Below are 20,973 nucleotides of genomic sequence, written 5' to 3' on the forward strand. Positions count from 1 at the left end.
TCACCTCGCAGCCCGGAAAAGCTGCAAGGTGTAAGAAGCATTTTTAATTATTAATATTTAGAGAGATCGATTTTCAGCACATAGTCGGGCTTCGCACCGGTCATTTTTTCCGGCTGTTTGACGCTGACATACAGGGTGTTGGCATCAGCCGAGAGCGCCAGGCTGTTAGGTAACTCAGTGGTTTCAATGCTTTGTTTAACCTGATAAGTCTTGCTGTCCACAATGCTGATGCGCTTTGCATTACGGTGGGTGATATAAACTTCCTGGCGTTTCTCGTTATACATCACCGCCAGCGAGTTGATAACCTTAATGGGTGCAATAACCTTACCGTTGTTAATATCAACAACCAGCACATCCGCTAAATCAGGATCGGTCAGGAATGCGCGATTATTTTTTGCATCCAAAGCAATATTCAGGAAAAAATGTTTTTTGCCTGGCTCAATGCTAAAGCGGCTAATAATTTGATGGTTGGTGGTATCCAGTGTAATAAGTTCGTTGCGGCCATTTACGACATACAGACGGTTTTTATTTGCATCCACGGCCATGCCGGTCGGGTACTGGCCCATGTTTTTAAGAGTGGCGACTTTTTCGCGCTTTTGCGTATCCACCACCCAGACAATGCCTTTTTCAGCCACGCCGGAAACGTACAAGCGGTGATGCTGTTTATCGAGCACCATTTCACGGGTATGGACAATATCTTTCGGGTTTTTGGCTTCGCTCAGTTGCAGTATCGCCAACTCTTTACCGCTACGGGTATCGATGAGCGTGACTGAGCCTTCCAGCGTGTTGCCCACGTACAGCACCTGATTTTCTTCATCCATGGCAGTGGCAAACGCACGACGACTGATTTCGATGACTTCAGTTGTCGTCAGTTTCTCCAGGTCGAGTTTGTAGATAAGCCCGCGGGTTTTATCTTTATCGAACGACGGCGACGAGGCGGCAAAAAGCGTATTCTGCTGGCTATCAACCGCCAGTTCATACACGCCGTTACCGACGTCGCGGGTCAGAAAATCTTTCTCAGGTAGCGTCTGTGCCACGCTGGACAGGCTGGTAAATAACAGTGCTGTGGCGAGCGCCACGCAGGAATAGCGTTTCAGGGACTTCACATTGTGGAGGTTCATTGACTTTTATTCACATTTATTTACATGCTGAGAATGATAATGAGATCTAATCTCATTCGCAATTGAGATAAGCAAAATGTGACTACCCAATCTGGTAGGTCAAAAAGAAAACAGCGAAGGGGAGGGGAAAAGAAAGTAGAAATTAAAAAACCCTTACTAACCAGGGGCTGGCGTTCAGGGCATTACGCTAACGCGAACTTACTTCTTCGCGCGCTCGAAGGAAGCAACGATTTCCGCTTTAGCAGCTTCAGCGTTGTCCCAACCGTCAACTTTTACCCATTTGCCCGCTTCGAGATCTTTGTAGTGTTCGAAGAAGTGGGTGATCTGCGCTTTCAGCAGTTCCGGCAGGTCGGTCACATCTTTGATGTGATCGTATTCTTTGCTCAGCTTGGTGTGCGGTACCGCAACCAGTTTCGCATCTTCACCGGATTCGTCGGTCATTTTCAGTACGCCAACCGGACGGCAGCGGATAACTGAACCTGGCTCCAGCGGGTACGGAGTCGGGACCAGAACGTCAACCGGGTCACCGTCCAGAGACAGGGTGTGGTTGATGTAACCGTAGTTGCACGGATAGAACATCGCGGTGGACATGAAGCGGTCAACGAACAGGGCGCCGCTCTCTTTGTCAACTTCGTATTTGATCGGATCTGCGTTGGCAGGGATCTCGATAACAACGTAGATATCTTCCGGCAGGTCTTTACCAGCAGGGACGTTGAGTAAGCTCATGTCTGTTTCCTTTAAATAAGCTATGGCAAACAAGTGGCGGGTATTATAGCCAACTCGCGCGGAATGTCTCCGCTTGTTTTCGCTTTCTCTGCGTCCATTTTCTTCTTTTTGTTCCTCCATGATGACAGAAAAATCCATATCTTCAGCCGCATTTTTCATAGTGATATGAAAGCGATTACAAACTTGTGATTAACGTTTTATTTACTTTTTTGAAGTGTGATGTAACGCAATCTGTTACATGCTCAATTGTCTATAGTTTTTTCGCGACGGTTTATTAACCAACAATAATCACCCTACGAGGACGCACTTATGTGGAAGCGCTTACTTTTAGTCACAGCAGTTTCGGCAGCCATGTCGTCTATGGCAATGGCAGCCCCTTTAACCGTAGGATTTTCGCAGGTTGGCTCTGAATCCGGCTGGCGCGCCGCAGAAACCAACGTTGCGAAAAGCGAGGCCGAAAAGCGTGGTATTACGCTGAAAATCGCTGACGGCCAGCAAAAGCAGGAAAACCAGATTAAAGCAGTTCGCTCATTTGTTGCGCAGGGCGTTGACGCGATCTTTATTGCGCCGGTCGTGGCAACGGGTTGGGAGCCGGTTTTAAAAGAAGCTAAAGATGCCGACATTCCGGTCTTTTTGCTCGATCGTTCCATCGATGTAAAAGACAAATCTCTCTATATGACCACCGTCACCGCCGACAACGTATTGGAAGGTAAATTGATCGGCGACTGGCTGATTAAACAAGTGGACGGCAAGCCGTGTAACGTCGTTGAGCTGCAAGGGACCGTCGGGGCCAGCGTGGCGATCGATCGTAAAAAAGGCTTTGCTGAAGCTATCGCTAACGCGCCAAACATCAAAATTATCCGCTCTCAGTCCGGCGACTTCACCCGCAGTAAAGGGAAAGAAGTGATGGAGAGCTTTATCAAAGCGGAAAACAACGGCAAGAACATCTGCATGGTTTACGCCCACAACGATGACATGGTGATCGGTGCGATTCAGGCGATCAAAGAAGCGGGCCTGAAACCTGGCAAAGATATCCTCACCGGTTCTATCGACGGCGTACCGGATATCTACAAAGCAATGATTGACGGTGAAGCCAACGCCAGCGTCGAACTGACGCCAAATATGGCCGGCCCGGCATTCGACGCGCTGGAGAAATTCAAAAAAGACGGCACGATGCCTGAGAAGCTGACCATTACCAAGTCGATCCTCTATCTGCCGGATACGGCGAAAGAAGAGTTAGAGAAGAAGAAAAACATGGGCTACTAGTTTTGCTGTCGGTCTTGCGTAGGCCGGATAAGGCGTTACGCCGCCATCCGGCATTTATTGCCTGATGGCGCTGCGCTTATCAGGCCTACGAAACGCCGTGATTTCGTAACGGAGGAATGCCATGACCACCGACCAACATCAGGAAATCCTCCGCACCGAAGGATTAAGCAAATTCTTTCCCGGCGTCAAAGCGTTGGATAACGTGGATTTCAGCTTGCGTCGTGGCGAGATTATGGCGCTGCTGGGAGAAAACGGGGCCGGCAAATCGACGCTTATCAAAGCGCTGACCGGCGTTTACCATGCCGACCGCGGCACTATCTGGCTCGAAGGCCAACCGATCTCCCCCAAAAATACCGCCCATGCCCAGCAACTGGGGATTGGCACCGTGTACCAGGAAGTGAACCTGCTGCCCAATATGTCGGTAGCGGATAACTTATTTATTGGCCGTGAACCGCGGCGTTTTGGTCTGCTCCAGCGCAAGCAAATGGAAAAACGCGCGACGGAGCTGATGGCGTCATACGGTTTTTCCCTCGATGTACGCGAGCCGCTGAACCGCTTTTCCGTGGCGATGCAGCAGATCGTCGCCATCTGTCGGGCGATCGATCTCTCCGCGAAAGTGTTGATCCTCGATGAACCTACCGCCAGTCTCGATACCCAGGAAGTTGAAATGCTGTTCGGCCTGATGCGGCATCTGCGCGATCGGGGCGTCAGTCTGATCTTCGTCACCCACTTCCTCGATCAGGTTTATCAGGTCAGCGATCGTATTACCGTTCTGCGTAACGGCGGCTTTGTTGGCTGCCGTGAAACCCGCGAGTTGCCTCAGATTGAACTGGTCAAAATGATGCTGGGCCGCGAACTTGATACCCATGCGCTACAGCGTGCGGGCCGCACCTTGCTGAGCGATAAACCGGTGGCGGCATTTAGCGGCTTTGGCAAGAAAGGCACCATCGCGCCGTTTGATTTGCAGGTGCGCCCTGGTGAGATCGTCGGTCTCGCTGGACTACTGGGATCCGGACGAACGGAAACGGCGGAGGTGATCTTCGGTATTAAACCCGCCGACAGCGGCACTGCGCTGATCAAAGGCAAACCGCAAACTTTGCGATCGCCGCATCAGGCTTCGTGTCTGGGGATCGGTTTCTGTCCGGAGGATCGCAAAACGGATGGCATTATCGCCGCCGCTTCGGTGCGGGAAAACATTATTCTGGCATTGCAGGCCCAGCGCGGCTGGCTGCGGCCTGTTTCGCGGAAAGAACAAAACGAGATTGCGGAGCGTTTTATTCGCCAGCTTGGTATTCGTACTCCTAACGCTGAACAGCCGATTGAATTTCTCTCCGGCGGCAATCAGCAAAAAGTATTGCTCTCACGCTGGTTACTGACCAAACCGCAGTTCCTGATCCTTGATGAACCCACGCGCGGGATCGACGTTGGTGCGCATGCGGAGATCATCCGCCTGATCGAAACGCTGTGCGCCGATGGTTTGGCCCTGCTGGTGATTTCATCCGAACTGGAAGAGTTAGTGGGCTATGCCGATCGGGTCATTATTATGCGCGATCGTAAACAGGTGGCCGAGATCCCACTGGCTGAACTGTCCGTACCGGCGATCATGAACGCCATTGCGGCCTAAGGAGACTATGGTGATGCCTCAATCTCTCCCTCAATCCAATCCGCCTAAACGGCGGTTCCGTTGGCCAAAGGGGATGCCACAGCTGGTGGCGTTGTTGCTGGTGCTGCTGGTGGATAGCCTGGTCGCGCCGCACTTCTACCAGGTGATTTTGCAGGATGGTCGGCTGTTCGGTAGCCCGATTGATATTCTCAACCGTGCCGCACCCGTGGCGCTGTTGGCGATAGGTATGACGCTGGTGATTGCCACCGGCGGCATCGACCTTTCCGTTGGCGCCGTTATGGCTATTGCTGGTGCCACCACCGCGGCGATGACGGTGGCTGGGCACAGTCTGCCGGTGGTGCTACTTGCCGCCTTAGGTTCCGGTATTCTGGCTGGGCTGTGGAACGGGATACTGGTGGCCATCCTTAAGATCCAACCGTTCGTCGCCACGCTTATCCTGATGGTGGCCGGGCGCGGGGTGGCGCAGCTAATCACCTCCGGGCAGATCGTCACCTTCAACTCGCCTGAACTGTCATGGTTTGGTAGCGGTTCGCTCCTACTGTTCCCCACACCAGTAATCATTGCACTGTTAACGCTGGTGGTGTTCTGGCTGCTGACGCGGAAAACGGCGCTGGGTATGTTTATCGAAGCGGTGGGTATCAACATTCGTGCGGCAAAAAACGCCGGGGTGAATACCCGCATTATCGTGATGCTCACCTATGTGCTAAGCGGCCTGTGCGCGGCTATCGCCGGCATTATCGTCACGGCGGATATTCGTGGGGCTGACGCCAATAACGCCGGGTTGTGGCTGGAGCTGGATGCCATCCTGGCGGTGGTTATCGGCGGCGGCTCGCTGATGGGCGGGCGCTTTAACCTGCTGCTGTCGGTGGTAGGCGCATTGATTATTCAGGGCATGAACACCGGGATTTTACTGTCGGGCTTCCAGCCGGAACTGAATCAGGTGGTCAAAGCCGTGGTGGTGTTGTGTGTGCTGGTCGTGCAGTCACAACGCTTTATCAGCCTGATAAAAGGAGTGCGTGGTCATGATAAAACGTAATTTACCGCTGATGATCACCCTCGGTGTGTTTGTGCTGGGATATCTCTACTGCCTGACGCAGTTTCCCGCTTTTGCTTCCACCCGGGTAATCTGCAATATTCTGACCGATAACGCTTTTTTAGGCATTATCGCCGTCGGCATGACCTTCGTGATTCTCTCTGGCGGGATCGACCTTTCCGTTGGCTCGGTGATCGCGTTTACCGGCGTATTTCTGGCGAAAGCCATCGGCTACTGGGGGATTTCCCCGCTGCTGGCGTTTCCCCTTATCTTACTGATGGGCTGCGCGTTTGGCGCATTTATGGGGTTACTGATTGATGCGCTGAAGATCCCGGCATTCATCATTACCCTGGCGGGAATGTTTTTCCTGCGCGGCGTCAGCTATCTGGTCTCAGAGGAATCAATCCCGATTAACCATCCGGTTTATGACATGCTCTCAAGCCTGGCATGGAAAATTCCCGGCGGCGGTCGCCTGAGCGCGATGGGATTGCTGATGTTGGCGGTCGTCGTCATTGGCATATTCCTGGCGCACCGTACGCGCTTTGGTAATCAGGTTTACGCGATTGGCGGTAACGCCACCTCTGCCAACCTGATGGGCATCTCAACCCGCAGCACCACCATCCGTATCTATATGCTGTCTACCGGGCTTGCCACACTTGCCGGCATTGTTTTTTCCATTTACACCCAGGCGGGCTATGCGCTGGCGGGCGTTGGCGTCGAGCTGGATGCGATTGCCTCGGTGGTGATTGGTGGAACGCTGCTGAGCGGCGGAGTCGGGACGGTTTTAGGCACGTTGTTTGGCGTGGCGATTCAGGGACTGATTCAGACCTACATTAATTTTGATGGCACATTAAGTTCCTGGTGGACGAAGATCGCGATTGGCATTTTATTGTTTATTTTTATTGCCTTACAGCGTGGTCTGACGGTACTTTGGGAAAATCGTCAAAGCTCGCCAGTAACCCGAGTGGGTACGGCGGCAACACCAAAGTAACATCCTGATTTTGCACAAAACATTTAAATGCCTAAACTTTTTCCGGTTGTAGTCGATAGGTTCTGTACAGGTCTGTTTTAACCCTACAACCGGAAATATAACAATGCCAAAATCCCTTTCAATTCGATCAAGTTTGTTGGTGTTATTGTCTCTGCTGACGTTCCTTCTGTTACTGACCGGTGGTATGGGGCTATATGCCTCTACCCGCATCATTACTTCATTGATTTATCACAGTATTATGAGTGCAACGATGCTGACTGCTATCGCATTGCTGGCGGTTATTTGGTTTATGCTGCGAAATAAGTTTCTTAAACCGCTGGATAATATGGTTGAGCAACTGGAACGTCTGGCGACGGGGGATTTGTCACCGGTTGCCGCGTTGTCTGCCAGCGCCGAATTCGACCGCCTGAACGCGGCGATGGATGAAATGCGTCATGCGCTGGGCGACTCGGTACAACGCGTACGCGATGCCAGCTCGCAAATTGATATTGGCAGTCGTGAACTGACGGCCGGGAACCAGCATCTGGCGCAACGCACTGAATCAACAGCCACTTCGTTGGAGCAGACCGCCGCCAGCATGGAAGAACTCACGGCGACCGTGAAACAGAATGCGCAGAACGCGGAACAGGCGCACCAACTGGCAAAATCGGTGTCGGATACCGCCGATCGCGGTAGCGAAATGGTGTGTTATGTGATCGAAAAAATGCGCGATATTTCCGGCAGTTCCAGCCGAATCGCCGACATCCTCAGCGTAATCGATGGTATTGCTTTCCAGACCAATATCCTGGCACTCAATGCTTCTGTTGAAGCGGCGCGCGCTGGTGAGCAGGGGCGGGGCTTTGCGGTTGTGGCCGGTGAAGTGCGTAATCTGGCCAGCCGCAGCGCCGAGGCGGCCAAAGAGATCCGCACGTTAATCAGCGATTCGCACACCCACGTGGGGGAAGGCAGCGAGCTGGCACAGCAGGCAGGGGAAACCATGGATGAGATTGCTAATGAAGTGATGCGCATGACCAAACTGATGCGTGAAATTGCCAGCGCCTCTCAGGAACAGAGTCGCGGCATAGAGCAGGTCAATATTGCGGTGATCCAGATGGATGAAACGGCGCAGCAAAATGCGGCGCTGGTACAGCAGTCTTCTGCGGCTACCCGTTCGCTGGAAGAGCAGTCTTCAGCGCTAATCGAAGCCATGGCCGTATTTAAACTACAAACAGCCTAACCGAACGATGGATTTTGTAGGCCGGATAAAGGCGTTTACGCCGCCATCCGGCAATATCACCGCATCGTGCCGGATGACGTTTCGCTTATCCGGCCTACACCAGATTGTAGACCGGAATATGGCGTTTACGCGTCCGGGAACTCGCGGATAAAGCGTTCTACATCTTCAACCATATGGTCGTTACCCACGAAGAAGGAGCGGCGCTGGTGCAGGCTTTCCGGGGTGATATCCAGAATGCGTTCTTTACCATCGCTGGCTTTGCCGCCCGCCTGTTCGGCCAGGAAGGCCATCGGGTTGCATTCGTACAGCAGACGCAGCTTGCCATGCGGGTGGCTGGCAGTGCTTGGGTACAGGTAGATCCCACCTTTGAGCAGATTGCGATGGAAATCCGCAACCAGAGAGCCAATGTAGCGCGAGGTGTACGGGCGCTGGGTTGACTTATCTTCTTCCTGGCAGAATTTAATGTACTTCTTCACGCCGTTCGGGAATTTGATGTAGTTGCCTTCGTTAATGGAGTATGTGCTGCCTTTCGCCGGGAAGCGCATACGTTCCTGGCTGAGGCAGAATACGCCCAGAGAAGGATCGTAGGTGAAGGCGTGTACACCACAGCCGGTGGTATATACCAGCATGGTGGAAGAACCATAAACCACGTAGCCCGCAGCAACCTGCTTGTTGCCCGGCTGCAGGAAATCCTCTTCCGTGACCGGCGTGCCGACTGGAGTTACGCGGCGATAAATAGAGAAAATCGTACCGACAGAGACGTTAACATCGATGTTGGATGAGCCATCCAGCGGATCCATCAGCACAACATATTTTGCGTGTTCACAGCCTTCAAAGACGACGATTTCATCTTCTTCTTCCGAGGCAATGCCCGCCACAATGTCGCGCGCCTTCAGTGCAGCTTTCAGTTTTTCGTTCGCGAACAGATCGAGTTTTTGCTGAACCTCTCCCTGCACGTTCTCAGCACCGCTGGCACCCAGGATATCGACCAGACCGGCCTTGTTGATATCGCGGTGGATGATCTTGGCGCCCAGCTTTATTGCCGACAACAAAGCAGTGAGCTCACCGGTAGCATGAGAAAACTCGTGCTGCTTTTCGACAATAAATTCACCTAACGTTTTCATAACACTTTCCCTGCAATTTATGTGGAGTAAAGCGACCGCAACAATATTAACAAATATTTCCATTGTTGCGCTTAGGTGAATCGCGCCAGCAAACTACGGAATATCCTGAAATGCGTTTCTCACTTGCCGGACATGTGCGTAAAATGGCCCCCAGATTAAAAAAGGATAGTGACGTATGCGCATTCATATTTTGGGAATTTGTGGCACTTTCATGGGCGGTCTGGCGATGCTGGCGCGCTCGCTCGGTCATGAAGTAACCGGTTCGGACGCCAATGTGTATCCGCCGATGAGTACCTTACTTGAGAAGCAAGGCATTGATTTAATTCAGGGTTACGATGCCAGCCAGCTCGACCCTCAGCCGGACCTGGTGATCATCGGCAATGCCATGACCCGAGGCAATCCGTGCGTGGAAGCGGTGCTGGAAAAGAACATTCCGTACATGTCCGGCCCGCAGTGGCTGCATGACTTTGTATTGCGCGATCGCTGGGTACTGGCGGTTGCGGGTACGCACGGCAAAACCACCACCGCCGGAATGGCGACCTGGATCCTCGAAGCCTGCGGCTATAAGCCTGGCTTTGTGATCGGCGGCGTTCCGGGCAACTTTGAGGTTTCCGCGCGCCTCGGCGAGAGCGACTTCTTCGTGATTGAAGCGGATGAGTACGACTGCGCGTTCTTCGATAAGCGTTCTAAATTCGTGCATTACTGCCCGCGCACGCTGATCCTCAACAATCTTGAGTTTGATCACGCGGACATCTTTGACGATCTGAAAGCTATTCAGAAACAGTTCCACCACCTGGTGCGTATCGTGCCGGGCCAGGGACGCATCATCTACCCGGAAAACGACATCAATCTGAAACAGACGATGGCGATGGGCTGCTGGAGCGAACAAGAGCTGGTGGGCGAACAAGGCCACTGGCAGGCGAAAAAGCTCACTACCGATGCCTCCGAGTGGGAAGTGTGGCTGGACGGTGAAAAAGTCGGCGAGGTGAAGTGGGGCCTGGTGGGCGAGCACAACATGCACAACGGTCTGATGGCGATTGCAGCCGCGCGTCATGTTGGCGTCGTGCCTGCGGATGCGGCCAATGCGCTGGGCTCATTCATCAACGCCCGTCGTCGTCTTGAGCTGCGCGGCGAAGCCAATGGCGTGACGGTGTATGACGATTTTGCCCATCACCCGACGGCTATTCTGGCAACGCTTGCCGCACTGCGCGGTAAAGTGGGCGGCACGGCGCGCATCATCGCGGTGCTGGAACCTCGCTCGAACACCATGAAAATGGGCCTGTGCAAAGATGACCTCGCGCCGTCGTTAGGCCGTGCGGACGAAGTGTTCTTACTGCAACCGCCGCACATTCCGTGGCAGGTAGCGGAAGTCGCTGAAGCCTGCGTTCAGCCTGCGCACTGGAGTGGCGATGTGGATGCTCTGGCAGATATGGTGGTGAAAACCGCACAGCCAGGCGATCACATTCTGGTGATGAGCAACGGCGGATTTGGCGGCATCCATCAAAAACTGCTGGATGGTCTGGCGAAGAAAGCTCAGGCAGAAGAAGAGTAAAAAAATGCCCGGTGGCGCTACGCTTACCGGGCCTACAACGGATCGTAGGCCGGATAAGGTGTTTGCACCGCCATCCGGCACTTTCGGAAGACGACGAGGTTAGGCTTCGTTTTCCGCCAGTTCGCGCAGATACTGGAAGATCTGGCGGGAAGATTTTGGCGGCTTGTTGCCCGCTTTTTCTTTTCTGGCGTTACGCACCAGCGAACGCAGTTGCTGACGGTCGGCGTCAGGCCACAGGTTCATCACTTCTTCGATGGCTTCATCGCTACCGTCAACCATACGGTCACGCAGTTGCTCCAGCTTATGGAAGACAACGACCTGTTGGTTGTGACGGTTTTTCAGCTTGTCCAGCGCCTGACGGATAGGATCAACATCGCGCTGGCGCAACATTTTGCCAATCAGCTGTAGCTGACGGCGGCGACCTTCCATCTTAATTCGCTGGGCCAGCTCAATCGCGGCACGTAAATCCGCATCGAGCGGGATTTTATCCAGCGCGTTTTTCCCCAGTTTTACCAGTTCCACGCCCAGGTGTTTTAACTCCTCGGCGTCACGTTTTATTTCACTTTTACTGACCCAGATAATTTCATCGTCTTCGTCTTCGATGTCATCACCGGGAACGTCGTCGAGCCAGTCTTCGGGCTGCTTAGTCATGTCAGGCTCCTTAAAAAAAGAGGCTAATGTTACCAGTTAAGATGCGCACTGAAAAACGGTTCTCTGTTAGACTTCAGAGAAACTCTCTCTACATTATGGCATTTGCGATGAAAGTAATCTCACAAGTTGAAGCGCAGCGTAAGATTCTGGAAGAAGCGGTCTCGACGGCACTGGAATTAGCGTCAGGTAAGTCGGATGGCGCGGAAGTCGCTGTGAGCAAGACCACGGGTATTAGCGTCAGCACCCGTTATGGTGAAGTGGAGAACGTAGAATTCAATAGCGATGGCGCGTTGGGGATTACGGTTTATCACCAGAACCGTAAGGGCAGCGCATCGTCCACCGATTTAAGTCCGCAGGCGATTGCGCGTACCGTGCAGGCCGCGCTGGACATTGCACGTTACACTTCGCCGGACCCGTGCGCGGGCGTGGCAGATAAAGAACTGCTGGCCTTTGATGCGCCCGATTTGGACCTGTTCCACCCGGCGGAAGTGTCCCCTGACGAAGCTATCGAACTGGCTGCCCGCGCTGAACAGGCGGCGCTGCAGGCCGATAAGCGTATTACCAACACCGAAGGCGGCAGCTTTAACAGCCACTATGGCATCAAAGTGTTTGGCAACAGCCACGGTATGTTGCAGGGCTACTGCTCCACGCGCCATTCCCTTTCCAGCTGCGTGATCGCGGAAGAAAATGGCGATATGGAGCGTGATTACGCCTACACCATTGGCCGGGCGATGGGCGATCTGCAAACGCCGGAGTGGGTGGGGGCAGACTGTGCTCGCCGTACTTTATCGCGCCTGTCTCCGCGTAAGCTGTCCACCATGAAAGCGCCGGTGATTTTCGCCAATGAAGTGGCGACCGGACTGTTCGGACACCTGGTCGGCGCGATCGCCGGCGGTTCGGTGTACCGCAAATCCACCTTCCTGCTCGACTCGCTGGGCAAACAAATCCTGCCGGAATGGCTGACTATTGAAGAACATCCACACCTGCGCAAAGGGCTGGCGTCTTCACCGTTCGACAGCGAAGGCGTACGGACTGAACGCCGCGATATTATTAAAGACGGCGTGTTGACCCAATGGCTGCTGACCAACTATTCAGCACGTAAGCTGGGGTTGAAGAGCACCGGTCACGCGGGCGGGATCCACAACTGGCGAATTCCGGGACAGGGTCTAAGCTTCGAGCAGTTGCTTAAAGAGATGGGCACCGGCCTGGTGGTTACCGAGCTGATGGGGCAGGGCGTAAGCGGCATTACCGGCGATTACTCGCGCGGCGCGGCGGGCTTCTGGGTCGAAAACGGCGAAATTCAGTACCCGGTGAGTGAAATTACCATCGCCGGTAACTTAAAAGAGATGTGGCGCAATATTGTGACCGTGGGGAACGATATTGAAACGCGCAGTAATATCCAATGTGGTTCTGTCTTGTTACCGGAGATGAAAATCGCCGGGCAGTGATACTCGTCATACTTCAAGCTGTGCGTGAATTATTGAGGGTATCTGGCGTTTGTTTATTTTTTAATAATAAAAAAGGAAGTGAGCAATGCGTAAACACCTGTTAGCGATCGTCGCGGCTTCAACGCTGATTCTTGGTTCTTCTGCGTTTGCAGCCGATCTCGAAGATGACATGGGGATCCTCAACGATAACCTGAAGATCGTCGAAAAAACGGATAATGCGACTGAACTGAAAGACGCGTTAACCAAAATGCGCGCAGCCGCGCTGGACGCGCAAAAAGGCACGCCACCGAAGCTGGAAAACAAATCCCCGGACAGCCCGGAGATGAAGGATTTCCGCCACGGCTTTGACACGCTGATCGGCCAGATTGACGGCGCGCTGAAGCTGGCGAACGAAGGTAAAGTCAAAGAGGCGAAAGCCGTTGCTGAAGACCTGAAAACCACGCGCAACGAAAACCACAAGAAGTTCCGCTAACCTGCGCTTTCCGGCCTGCATAACCGTAGGCCGGACAAGACGCCACACCACCGTACCCCATAAGTAAACGCTATCCCCATCACATTTTTTCATTTTTATCGTCCATTCATTGTTCGTTTTTCCTTCCATTTTTCTGCTCACTCTTGCGATCTCAATCACATTCTTCCAGTGATAAATCGTGGTCACGGCCTTTTTTGCGGCACAGATCACTATCGCTGTGCGCCTTTCCACTTCGAAGTGGAAAACAACTCGCTACAAACTTTTAACCCCCACCGCTAATTTACCCTCAGAGCCATTAGTGGGGTAAGACGAGTGAATAACGGAGCTGTAATGAATGACATGGGGGAATCGGTGGAACTGGTCGACCGCATGCTGGCGCAGGTGTATGCCTTGCTGCGTGAACGCCACATTATTCCCAACGCCGTACAGGAACAGATGCTGACATCGCATGTTCGCGCCATGGCGCACCGCTCGGTAACGGGTGAACCCTTACCAGAAGTCGATGCCAGCTTGTTTGATGAAATTTCTGCCGAATCAATGGCGCTTGCCCGCGACGTGGTCGCCGAGTTTGGCAATCTTCCCGAGGAAGAAGCCTGGCTGCTGTCGGTGCATTTCGAAGTCGCGAAAGACAACCTTTAAGGAGCAAAAGATGGAACAGATTACCGTAGTGATTGGCGATCGTCTGGGTAAAGGCCAGAAAGTGGCGGCAGGCGTTGAGAAAGCGGGTGGCCGCGCGGTTGTGGTGCCGGGCGTTGCGGCGGATATGAAGCTGGGTGACGTGATGAAAGCGGAAAACGCCACCTTCGGTATCTCGTTTTGCGGCAGCGGTGGCGCGGGTGCGATTACCGCACAGACCAAATACGGCTACAAGGCGAAATACGGCATGCGTTCGGTCGATGAAGGGGTAACCGCCATTAACGAAGGCTGCAATGTGCTGGGGTTTGGCTTTATGGACAAAGAAGAGCTCGGTGAGCGCCTGGTGCAGGCGTGGCAAAAGAAACACGGCGCTTAAGTATGAAAGAACAATTCACCACCACGGTGAGAGTCACTGGCAAGGGCGAAGCTAAAGCGCGCGCCTTTGCCGATGCCCTGAACCACGTTCAGGCGGCGGTGATGAAAGCGTCACCGCATATCTTACTGCGTATTGAGCCACAGGATGTGCAGGTTGTTCAGGCGCGTGAATCGGTGCGCAAAGAGGCTTTTCTGTTCCTCTTTTTGCGCCGGGAAAGACGCACCTTCAGCGTGGAGCTGGACGTGACCGTCAACGTGACTGCCATCAATCTCGACAAGGTGGATTTCGTTACGCAACGCTGATTCTTTATTAAAAGGCATAATTATGTTCCTGATAATATTAATAAAATCGCTCATCATTGGCGGCCTGGTTGGCGTTGGTGTCGGCGCTGGGGCTGCACGCATGTTTCATGCGCCTACCACTCAAGGGATGGGCGCGTTTCGCACTCTGGGAGAACTGAATTCCTGCGAAGGGGATCCGGCTTCTCACTTCTCGTTCGGCCTGGGCTTCTTCTTTAACGCCTGGGCTTCCTCCGTTGCGGCAGGGGCGTTCACGCAGGACGTCGACCATCGCATTATCCCCAACTGGGGTGCCGCCGCGCTGATGATTAAAAATCGCAACGTCGGTGAAACGCTGCACGATCCTAAGCGTATGGCGATTGCCTGCGGCGTTATCGGGATGATTGTCGTGACCTTCCTGAACCTCACGGCGTCATCGGTACCGGAAGCGTTGCAAGTTACCGCCGTCAAGGTGCTGGTGCCCGCGGCTAACCTGCTGGTTAACACCGTGATGCCGGTGATCTTCTGGCTGGCGGCGATTGATGCGGGTAAGAAATCCGGCTTCTGGGCCACCGTCTTTGGCGGCGCGGCGCAGCTGATTATGGGCAACGCCGTCCCGGGGCTGGTCCTTGGCATTCTGATCGGTAAAGGCGTTGAAGAGAGCGGCTGGAACCACGTCACGAAAGTGATGATGGTGGCTATCGTCGCGCTGTTTGTCCTGAGCGGCTTCTTCCGCGGCTTCGACATGAAGATGATCGAATCCTTCCATCTGACCGTGCCTAACTGGCTCGAACTTATCCACAACTCGCTCAGCGGCAAATAACGGAGGCCATCATGGAACAGAATAAAGGTTTTTGGTTCGCTGACTGGTCGTTCCCGATCTTCGTTGGCCTGCTCTCATCCGGCGTATTTGCCGGAACACACATGTACTACCTGTACGGTATTGGCGCATTTAACGAAGTGGCTTTTGTGGCGATGCTGAAGGCGGGAATGGATACCGGCTCCTACGGGGCGGTGGCGGCATTTGGCGCAAGTTTCCTGTTTGCGCGCATCATTGAAGGTTCGCTGGTGGGGATTTTGGATATCGGCGGAGCGATTCAGACCGGGGTCGGGTTAGGTGTTCCGGCGCTGCTGTTGGGCGCGGGCATTATCTTCCCGGTCGCCAACTTCGCAGCCTCGCTGGTCACCGGTTTGGTGATTGGCCTGGCGATTGGCTACATCATCATTCTGGCGCGTAAGTTCACCATCAACCAGAGCGACTCAACCTACGGTGCGGACGTCATGATGGGGGCCGGTAACGCCTCCGGCCGCTTCCTTGGGCCATTGATTATCCTCAGCGCGATGACGGCTTCTATTCCTATCGGAATCGGTTCTCTGGCGGGCGCGTTGCTGTTTTACCTGTGGCAAAAACCGATTACCGGCGGGGCGATCCTCGGGGCAATGATCCTCGGTTCCCTCTTCCCAATTGCCATTAGCTAACTGTTGATTTGTAGGCCGGATAAGGCGGTTGCGCCGCCATCCGGCAAAGGAGAGAGCGATGTTTGATTTACTCCTGCGCCGTGCGCGCCTCGTTGACGATACGCTGAGCGATATTGCGCTCAAAGACGGCAAAATCGCGGCGTTGGGCGACGTTGATGGCCCGGCGCTGAAAACCATCGAGCTGGGCGGCGAGTGCTACGTCAGTGCAGGCTGGATTGATTCCCATGTTCATTGCTACCCGAAATCCCCGATTTACCACGACCAGCCGGACAGCGTCGGTATTGCTACCGGTGTGACCACGGTGGTGGATGCGGGCAGTACCGGGGCGGATGACATCGACGATTTTTACACCCTGACCCGGGAAGCAGCGACCGAAGTGTATGCGCTGCTGAACATCTCCCGCGTTGGGCTTATCGCCCAGAACGAGCTGGCCAACATGGCCAATATTGACGCCGATGCGGTGCGCCAGGCGGTGAAGCGCTACCCTGATTTTATCGTCGGCCTGAAGGCGCGCATGAGCAGCAGCGTAGTTGGTGAAAACGGCATCACGCCGCTGGAGCGTGCCAAAGCGATGCAAGCGCAGAACGGCGACCTACCGCTGATGGTGCATATCGGCAACAACCCGCCGGATCTGGATGAGATCGCCGAGCGCTTGAGCGCAGGCGACATCATTACCCACTGCTACAACGGTAAGCCGAATCGCATTCTGACGCCGCAAGGCGAGCTGCGGGCGTCAGTGACGCGGGCGATTTCACGTGGCGTGCGTCTGGACGTTGGGCATGGCACCGCCAGCCTGAGCTTTGCGGTGGCAAAACGCGCGATCGGCCTGGGCATTTTGCCGCACACCATCAGCTCCGATATTTATTGTCGCAACCGTATCAGCGGCCCGGTGCATTCCCTGGCGAATGTGATGTCAAAATTTCTCGCCATTGGGATGTCGCTTCCGCAGGTTATTGAGTGCGTTACCGCCAATGCCGCCGATAGTTTGCGCCTGAAACACAAGGGTCGACTGCAGGTCGGTCTGGATGCCGATTTAACCCTCTTTACGCTTAAGCGCCAGCCAACCGTGCTGGTAGATGCAGAAAACGACAGCCTGCAGGCTGAACAACTGCTGGTGCCGCTTGCCGCAATACGTGCGGGCAAGGGCTATATGACCGAACAAGGGAGCGCGGAACATGCCTTCGATCTTTGAGAAATACAACTTAAAACAGGTGATTAACACATCAGGCCGCATGACGGCGCTTGGCGTTTCCACGCCGCGACCAGAGGTGGTTGAGGCTGCAATGGCCGGGATGAATCAATACTTTGAGATGAAAGACCTGGTCAACAAAACCGGTGACTACATCGCGAAATTGCTGGAAGTGGAAGGGGCAACCGTCGTCTCCTGCGCCTCGGCCGGTATCGCCCTGTCGGTGGCTGGCGTGCTGGTTAAAGACAGCGACTGGCTGCTGGAGAATCTGCACGTTGCGCCCATCGAGAACAACGAAATCGTGTTGCCCAGAGGTCACAACGTCAACTTTGGCGCGCCGGTGGGCACCATGGTGGCGCTTGGCGGCGGCAAGTTAGTAGAAGCCGGTTACGCTAACGAATGTTCCGCGGCGCAACTGGCAGCGGCCATTACGCCGCGTACGGCGGCCATTCTGTATATCAAATCTCACCACTGCGTACAGAAAAGTATGCTTAGCGTGGAGCAGGCTGCGGTGGTGGCGCGCACGCATAACCTGCCGCTGATCGTTGATGCGGCAGCGGAAGAAGATTTGCAGTGCTACTACCGGGTTGGTGCAGATCTGGTGATTTATAGCGGCGCGAAGGCGATAGAAGGACCAACCAGCGGTCTGGTGATAGGTAAAACTCAGTACGTCGAGTGGGTGAAACGCCAGACGGCGGGAATTGGTCGGGCGATGAAGGTGGGCAAAGAGGGGATTCTTGGCCTGACCTGCGCCATCGAACTGTATCTGAACGCGCAGAAAGAGAGCGGCGCGGAGATGGTCGAGAAAATGACGCCGTTCATTAATGCGTTAAACCAGCTTCACGGCGTGAGCGCCCGCGTGGTGTGGGACAGCGCAGGACGTGACATTGCGCGCACAGAAATTAAGTTTGACGAAGCGGTAACCGGGATCGCCACCGGCGAACTGGTTGATGCGCTGAAGCAGGGGGAGTACGCGATTTACTTCCGTGGTTACAAAGCCAACGAAGGCATTATCGAAGCCGACGTGCGCAGCGTTGATCGCGCGCAACTGGAGATTGTGGCCCGTCGAATTGGCGAAGTGATTTCGCAGGAGAAAAACGCATGAAACTGACCCCTAACTTTTATCGCGATCGCGTCTGCCTGAACGTGCTGGCAGGCTCTAAAGAAAACGCCCGGGATATTTACGCGGCGGCGGAAGGACATGTGCTGGTTGGCGTGTTGTCAAAAAATTACCCGGATGTCGCAAGCGCGGTAGCGGATATGCGTGAATACGCGGCACTTATCGACAATGCGCTCTCCGTGGGGCTGGGGGCGGGCGATCCAAACCAGTCGGCGATGGTCAGTGAAATCTCCCGTCAGGTGCAGCCCCAGCATGTTAATCAGGTCTTTACCGGTGTGGCGACCAGTCGCGCGCTGTTGGGTCAGCAGGAGACGGTGGTCAACGGTCTGGTCTCACCAACCGGTACGCCGGGCAGGGTGAAAATCTCCACCGGTCCGCTAAGCAGCCAGACGCCGGACGGCATTGTACCGGTAGAAACCGCGATTGCGCTGCTCAAAGATATGGGCGGTAGTTCGATTAAATACTTCCCGATGGGCGGCCTGAAGTGCCGTGACGAGTATATCGCGGTCGCGCAGGCCTGTGCCCGTCATGACTTCTGGCTGGAGCCAACCGGTGGGATCGATCTGGATAATTTTACTGAAATCCTGCAAATCGCCCTTGATGCCGGAGTGAGCAAAATCATTCCTCACATCTATAGTTCGATTATTGATAAGGTGAGTGGTAACACCCGCCCGGACGACGTACGCCAACTGATGGCGATGACCCGGGCCTGCATAGGCTAACTGACTGATGAGGAAACTGACGTGCGATTCCCCAACCAACGTTTAGCGCAGCTGTTTGGCATGCTGCAAAACGAAGCGCTTCCACAGGACGAGCTGGCGCAGCGGTTGTCGGTTTCCACACGCACCGTACGGGCGGATATCACCGCGCTGAACGCGCTACTCACCCAGTACGGCGCGCAGTTTGTCCTCAGCCGGGGTAACGGTTATCAACTCAAAATTGACGACCCGGCAAGCTATCACGCCCTGCAAACGCAGCGGCCCGACGCGTTGCTGCGCATCCCACGCACCAGCCAGGAACGGGTACATTGGCTGGTGGTTCGTTTTCTGACGTCGGCCTTTTCGCTGAAGCTGGAAGATTTGGCTGATGAATGGTTTATCAGCCGTGCGACGCTGCAAAACGATATGGCTGAGGTGCGCGAGCATCTGCAACGTTATCATCTGACGCTGGAAACGCGCCCCCGTCACGGCATGAAGCTGTTCGGCAGCGAGATGGCGATCCGCGCCTGTTTGACCGACCTGCTATGGACGCTGGCGCAACAGGATCCGCAGCACCCGTTAGTGACGCAAGAAGCGTTGAATGCCGGGATCCCTGAACAGCTGCAGCCTGTTCTGCAGGACATTTTCGCCCGTTTTCATATTCGCCTGACCGATGAGGGCGAGCTGTTTTTACGCTTGTACTGTGCGGTGGCGGTACGGCGGATTAGCGAAGGGTATCCCCTTCCGGAGTTTGCCGCAGAAGAGGCCGATCAATCGGTGTGCCTGGCCACGCGGGAAATCGCGGCGGTATTGCACCGGATGGCGGACAAACCGCTTTCCGTTGCCGAAGAAAACTGGCTGCAGGTGCATATCGCTGCCCGCCAGGTACAAGAGATCGCGCCCAGTGCTATCAATGCGGATGATGATGAGGCGTTGGTCAATTACATCCTGCGGTTTATCAACAGCCAGTACAACTACAACCTGTTGAATGACAAACAGTTGCATGCTGATCTGCTGACGCATATTAAGACGATGATCACCCGGGTGCGTTACCAGATAATGATCCCCAATCCGCTGCTGGAAAATATTAAACAGCACTACCCCATGGCGTGGGACATGACGCTGGCCGCCGTCTCGGGATGGGGAAAATATACGCCGTACACCATCAGTGAAAATGAAATTGGCTTCCTCGTGCTGCATATCGGCGTTGGGCTTGAGCGTAGTTACAACATCGGTTACCAGAGGCAGCCGAAAGTTCTGCTGGTATGCGATGCCGGAAATGCGATGGCGCGGATGATTGAAGCTGTGCTGGCGCGTAAGTATCCACAGATAGAAATCGTCGATACCGTAACGCTGCGCGACTACGAACAGCGGGAGTGCATCAGCGAAGATTTTGTCATCTCTACAGCGCGGATTGGTGAAAAAGATAAGCCTGTGGTGATGATTGCGCCGTTCCCTACCGATTATCAACTAGAGCAAATTGGCAAACTGGTACTGGTCGACAGAACCCGTCCATGGATGCTGAACAAATTCTTCGATGCCGCCCATTTTCGTGTGATCGACGAGCCAATGGATCAACAGACGTTGTTCAACGTCTTATGTCGCCAGTTACAGGATGAAGGCTTTGTCGATGCGGAGTTTCTTGATTCGGTGGTTGAACGTGAGGCCATCGTCAGCACCATGCTGGGGGATAGCATTGCCCTGCCGCACGCCCTCGGTTTGCTGGCAAAGAAAACGGTGGTCTACACCATCCTCGCCCCGCAGGGTATCGCCTGGGGCGATGAAACCGCGCACGTGATCTTCTTGCTTGCTATCAGCAAAAGCGAATACGAAGAGGCGATGGCCATCTACGATATTTTCGTCACCTTCCTGCGCGAGCGCGCGATGACCCGACTCTGCGCGTGTCGGAATTTCACTGAGTTCAAAGCGGTTGCGATGGAGTGCGTGAGTCGTTTTTGAGAGGCGGAAAACAG

The 20,973-nt window shown here is 54.3% G+C and carries 21 protein-coding genes; 17 read left to right on the forward strand and 4 right to left on the reverse strand.

The window, feature by feature from the left end:
* Positions 1 to 50: 50 nt before the first annotated feature.
* A complete protein-coding gene (yncE, locus tag E1B03_RS03700; RefSeq protein ID WP_133085693.1) occupies positions 51 to 1,121 on the reverse strand; it encodes a 7-bladed beta-propeller protein YncE in 1,071 nt (356 codons plus the stop codon).
* Positions 1,122 to 1,319: 198 nt separating this feature from the next.
* Positions 1,320 to 1,847, reverse strand: a complete 528-nt coding sequence (gene ppa, locus E1B03_RS03705; protein WP_003025726.1) for an inorganic diphosphatase — start codon at positions 1,845 to 1,847, stop codon at positions 1,320 to 1,322.
* Between the two features lie 309 nt (positions 1,848 to 2,156).
* Here ppa and ytfQ point away from each other — a divergent pair, with 309 nt between their 5' ends.
* From ytfQ to E1B03_RS03730, 5 genes are all read left to right on the forward strand, one after another.
* A complete protein-coding gene (gene ytfQ, locus E1B03_RS03710; protein WP_008786033.1) occupies positions 2,157 to 3,113 on the forward strand; it encodes a galactofuranose ABC transporter substrate-binding protein YtfQ in 957 nt (318 codons plus the stop codon).
* A 121-nt stretch (positions 3,114 to 3,234) separates the two neighbouring features.
* Entirely contained in the window at positions 3,235 to 4,737 is a 1,503-nt protein-coding gene (ytfR, locus tag E1B03_RS03715; protein WP_103768606.1) for a galactofuranose ABC transporter, ATP-binding protein YtfR, read from the forward strand.
* A 13-nt stretch (positions 4,738 to 4,750) separates the two neighbouring features.
* A complete protein-coding gene (ytfT, locus tag E1B03_RS03720) occupies positions 4,751 to 5,773 on the forward strand; it encodes a galactofuranose ABC transporter, ATP-binding protein YtfT (protein ID WP_008323019.1) in 1,023 nt (340 codons plus the stop codon).
* Positions 5,760 to 6,761 (forward strand): galactofuranose ABC transporter, permease protein YjfF, encoded by a 1,002-nt coding sequence (gene yjfF, locus E1B03_RS03725; protein ID WP_016151457.1) that lies wholly within the window; start codon positions 5,760 to 5,762, stop codon positions 6,759 to 6,761. Before ytfT ends, yjfF begins: the two co-directional genes overlap by 14 nt.
* A 103-nt stretch (positions 6,762 to 6,864) precedes the next feature.
* A complete protein-coding gene (locus E1B03_RS03730) occupies positions 6,865 to 7,977 on the forward strand; it encodes a methyl-accepting chemotaxis protein (protein WP_133085694.1) in 1,113 nt (370 codons plus the stop codon).
* 125 nt (positions 7,978 to 8,102) lie between these two features.
* Here the strand turns inward: E1B03_RS03730 and fbp are convergent, their stop codons facing one another.
* On the reverse strand, positions 8,103 to 9,101 hold the full coding sequence (gene fbp, locus E1B03_RS03735; RefSeq protein WP_103768604.1) for a class 1 fructose-bisphosphatase: 999 nt from the start codon (positions 9,099 to 9,101) through the stop codon (positions 8,103 to 8,105).
* 175 nt (positions 9,102 to 9,276) lie between these two features.
* Here fbp and mpl point away from each other — a divergent pair, with 175 nt between their 5' ends.
* On the forward strand, positions 9,277 to 10,653 hold the full coding sequence (gene mpl / locus E1B03_RS03745) for a UDP-N-acetylmuramate:L-alanyl-gamma-D-glutamyl-meso-diaminopimelate ligase (RefSeq protein WP_003830388.1): 1,377 nt from the start codon (positions 9,277 to 9,279) through the stop codon (positions 10,651 to 10,653).
* A 99-nt stretch (positions 10,654 to 10,752) separates the two neighbouring features.
* Here the strand turns inward: mpl and yjgA are convergent, their stop codons facing one another.
* Positions 10,753 to 11,304, reverse strand: a complete 552-nt coding sequence (gene yjgA / locus E1B03_RS03750) for a ribosome biogenesis factor YjgA (RefSeq protein WP_008786039.1) — start codon at positions 11,302 to 11,304, stop codon at positions 10,753 to 10,755.
* A 95-nt stretch (positions 11,305 to 11,399) separates the two neighbouring features.
* Here yjgA and pmbA point away from each other — a divergent pair, with 95 nt between their 5' ends.
* The 11 genes from pmbA to E1B03_RS03805 all read left to right on the forward strand — a co-directional run bounded on the left by pmbA (position 11,400) and on the right by E1B03_RS03805 (position 20,959).
* Positions 11,400 to 12,752, forward strand: a complete 1,353-nt coding sequence (pmbA, locus tag E1B03_RS03755; RefSeq protein ID WP_103768602.1) for a metalloprotease PmbA — start codon at positions 11,400 to 11,402, stop codon at positions 12,750 to 12,752.
* Between the two features lie 85 nt (positions 12,753 to 12,837).
* Positions 12,838 to 13,224, forward strand: coding sequence for a cytochrome b562 (cybC, locus tag E1B03_RS03760; protein ID WP_133085695.1), 387 nt, complete (start codon positions 12,838 to 12,840; stop codon positions 13,222 to 13,224).
* Between the two features lie 330 nt (positions 13,225 to 13,554).
* Positions 13,555 to 13,863, forward strand: coding sequence for a glycine dehydrogenase (locus E1B03_RS03765; protein WP_133085696.1), 309 nt, complete (start codon positions 13,555 to 13,557; stop codon positions 13,861 to 13,863).
* Positions 13,864 to 13,873: 10 nt separating this feature from the next.
* Positions 13,874 to 14,236, forward strand: coding sequence for an SFCGS family glycine-rich protein (locus tag E1B03_RS03770; RefSeq protein ID WP_003830384.1), 363 nt, complete (start codon positions 13,874 to 13,876; stop codon positions 14,234 to 14,236).
* A 2-nt stretch (positions 14,237 to 14,238) separates the two neighbouring features.
* A complete protein-coding gene (locus tag E1B03_RS03775; protein ID WP_016151468.1) occupies positions 14,239 to 14,538 on the forward strand; it encodes a DUF4312 family protein in 300 nt (99 codons plus the stop codon).
* A gap of 22 nt (positions 14,539 to 14,560) precedes the next feature.
* On the forward strand, positions 14,561 to 15,337 hold the full coding sequence (locus tag E1B03_RS03780; protein WP_043018215.1) for a DUF4311 domain-containing protein: 777 nt from the start codon (positions 14,561 to 14,563) through the stop codon (positions 15,335 to 15,337).
* 11 nt (positions 15,338 to 15,348) lie between these two features.
* On the forward strand, positions 15,349 to 15,993 hold the full coding sequence (locus tag E1B03_RS03785) for a DUF4310 family protein (protein WP_103768600.1): 645 nt from the start codon (positions 15,349 to 15,351) through the stop codon (positions 15,991 to 15,993).
* Positions 15,994 to 16,051: 58 nt separating this feature from the next.
* Complete coding sequence (locus E1B03_RS03790) at positions 16,052 to 17,185, forward strand: amidohydrolase/deacetylase family metallohydrolase (RefSeq protein WP_103768599.1); 1,134 nt, start codon at positions 16,052 to 16,054, stop codon at positions 17,183 to 17,185.
* Complete coding sequence (locus E1B03_RS03795) at positions 17,169 to 18,287, forward strand: DgaE family pyridoxal phosphate-dependent ammonia lyase (protein ID WP_080625806.1); 1,119 nt, start codon at positions 17,169 to 17,171, stop codon at positions 18,285 to 18,287. The genes E1B03_RS03790 and E1B03_RS03795 overlap by 17 nt, the downstream gene beginning before the upstream one ends.
* The gene (gene dagF, locus E1B03_RS03800) at positions 18,284 to 19,024 is read left to right on the forward strand and encodes a 2-dehydro-3-deoxy-phosphogluconate aldolase (RefSeq protein WP_103768598.1); all 741 of its coding nucleotides are present in this window, start codon (positions 18,284 to 18,286) and stop codon (positions 19,022 to 19,024) included. The genes E1B03_RS03795 and dagF overlap by 4 nt, the downstream gene beginning before the upstream one ends.
* Before the next feature lie 21 nt (positions 19,025 to 19,045).
* On the forward strand, positions 19,046 to 20,959 hold the full coding sequence (locus tag E1B03_RS03805) for a BglG family transcription antiterminator (protein ID WP_103768597.1): 1,914 nt from the start codon (positions 19,046 to 19,048) through the stop codon (positions 20,957 to 20,959).
* Positions 20,960 to 20,973 lie beyond the last annotated feature (14 nt).

Source organism: Citrobacter arsenatis (genome assembly GCF_004353845.1).
In the GTDB taxonomy this organism is placed as follows: Bacteria; Pseudomonadota; Gammaproteobacteria; order Enterobacterales; family Enterobacteriaceae; genus Citrobacter; species Citrobacter arsenatis.